Source organism: Microcystis sp. M53602_WE12 (genome assembly GCF_030065455.1).
GTDB classification, from domain to species: Bacteria; Cyanobacteriota; Cyanobacteriia; order Cyanobacteriales; family Microcystaceae; genus Microcystis; species Microcystis aeruginosa.
Genome location: NZ_JASJFB010000836.1, coordinates 1 through 2483 on the forward strand (window position 1 = coordinate 1; position 2483 = coordinate 2483).

Below are 2483 nucleotides of genomic sequence, written 5' to 3' on the forward strand. Positions count from 1 at the left end.
AAGTAGCTGGTTATAATTAAATTAAAAATGGATTTTAGGTTCGATCCCCCCTGCCCCCCTTGATAAGGTAGGGTTGATTCATGAATCAACCCTACCCTTGATAAGGGGGGTGTCTGATAATTTTTAACGCCTACCTACTTAAGTTATTGGTTAAAATCCCCCCGCCTTATCTCTGCAATTGTGAGAAAAAGCTATAATTAATCAATCCTAAAATACCGGGAAAAAGTCATGACAGCCCTAGACATGATCCCAGATGTCACCTATCCCCCCACAGATTTATGGAGTGATGAACCACCCTTGGCAAGTGATCTACACCTGCAACAGATCATCATTCTCCTTAGTTGTCTAGAATTATTATGGCGCGAGAGGAGTGATTACTACGCTTCGGGAAATCTAACCATCTACTACAAAGCGGAACAACTAAAAAAACGTGATTTCTGTGGTCCTGATTTTTTTGTGGTTTTAGATACCGAAAAGCGTCCCCGCAAAAGTTGGGTAGTTTGGGGAGAACAGGGTAAATATCCCGATGTAATTGTCGAGATTCTCTCCGATTCTACGGCTAATATTGACCGCAAGAACAAGAAAACTCTCTATCAAAATACCTTTCGCACTCCTAATTATTTTTGGTTCGATCCTAATACGTTAGAATTGCAAGGATTTAGACTAATTGAGGGACAATATCAAGCCATTTCTCCCAATGAACAGGGTTATCTCTGGAGTGAACAGTTAGGATTATATTTAGGCATATTTGACCGTAAACTGCGTTATTTTACCGCCGATGGTCAATTAGTCCCCACTCCTCAAGAAGCCGAATTACAGCAACGACAGGCAAAAGAACAGGCTCTTTTAGAAAAAGAACAGGCTCTTTTAGAAAAAGAAAGGGAACGACAAGCTAAGGAAAAATTGTCCCAAAAATTGCGAGAATTAGGCATCGATCCCGATACAATTTAACTGAAGTGGCAAAAGTCCTAAGTAGTCAGATGTTAAAATCAGACACCCCCTTATTAAGGGTAGGGTTGATTCATGAATCAACCCTACGATGAATCAACCCTACGATGAATCAACCCTACGATGAATCAACCCTAGGGATCAAGGGGGGATTTATAACCAGCTACTTAGAGAAAGTAAACCTAAATGAGAAGTCGTGGGAAAACTTATGAGTGATATTGAACTTCGGCAGTCAGTTTATGACCTTCTTTCATCCCTGAGAGGATTGGATGCGCTCAAAAAATTATTCTGGTCTGAGTTAAATTACGAGCGAGAAAATCAAACCCTGTCCCGACGCAATTGGCCAGATAAAGCAGTAGAAGCATTAGCAGAAGATCCAATCCTATTAGCTTCTGGGGGGGAAGATTTTCAGGTTATTTATGCTCGTCTCAACTCTAAGCAACTGCTGCTCAATTTAGAGCGTCTTGTCGTCACTCAACTGCTAAAAAACCATCCCTACACTCTCTTTGTTTTCTCTGATTTCCACCAAGAACGGTGGCATTTTCTCAATGTTAAATATGATGTAAAACAAGAAAAAAGGCAAGTCTTGCGGCGAATTACAGTGGGTCCGGGGGAACAGTTACGAACCGCCACAGAACGCCTAAGTTTACTGGATTTAGACAATATTAGTTTCGAGTCTCCTTTAGCGATTCAGGAATGTCATGATGAAGCTTTTGATGTTGAGAAAGTTACTAAGAAATTTTTTGAACAGTATCGCTCGGTCTTTGAAAAAGTTGAGCAATTAATTACTAAAACTATCCCTAATGCTGACCAGAGAAGACTATTTACTCAGAAGCTATTTAATCGCCTGATGTTTATTGTTTTTATCCAGAAAAAGGGTTGGCTGAAGTTTAACGAACAAACAGACTATCTAGAAACATTATGGCAGGATTATCAGAATGATAACAGCACCTCGCACAAAAACTTTTATCATAATCGCTTGACTCATCTGTTTTTTACGGGACTGAATAATCCCCAACAAACGGATATTATTGGTATCAATAACGGTGGTTTTCTTCGGCAAATAATCGGCACAGTTCCCTATCTTAATGGGGGATTATTTGAACAGGATGAAGATGACCGCAATCCTAATATAATAGTACCCGATCAGGCGATCGATGTTATCTTACATAAACTTTTTAGTAATTTTAATTTCACGGTGACTGAGAGTACACCCCTTGATGTGGAGGTAGCAGTGGACCCAGAAATGTTGGGAAAAGTGTTTGAGGAATTAGTCACGGGAAGACATAAATCAGGTAGTTATTACACACCTAAACCGATAGTTTCTTTTATGTGTCGGGAGGCTTTGAAGGGATATTTAAGCAGTAAATTAACTTCTGAAAACAAAGAAGCGATTGGGAGCATCTCACCTTTGCAATAAGTAGAAATGCTTAATGAGATCAATAAAAAAGTTAAAAAAGGCAACCATTTAGATAAGCACAGCGATGACGAAGGACTTGCGGTACATTACAAGATTGCCAACTTGCACCAGTAAT

At 39.6% G+C, this 2483-nt stretch carries 2 protein-coding genes; both read left to right on the plus strand.

Going from position 1 to position 2483, the window contains the following annotated elements; genetic code table 11:
- The first annotated feature begins 228 nt into the window (after nucleotides 1-228).
- A complete protein-coding gene (locus PX482_RS25605) occupies nucleotides 229-951 on the plus strand; it encodes a Uma2 family endonuclease (RefSeq protein WP_288123198.1) in 723 nt (240 codons plus the stop codon).
- A gap of 205 nt (nucleotides 952-1156) precedes the next feature.
- Entirely contained in the window at nucleotides 1157-2368 is a 1212-nt protein-coding gene (locus tag PX482_RS25610; RefSeq protein ID WP_288095876.1) for a type IIL restriction-modification enzyme MmeI, read from the plus strand.
- Nucleotides 2369-2483 lie beyond the last annotated feature (115 nt).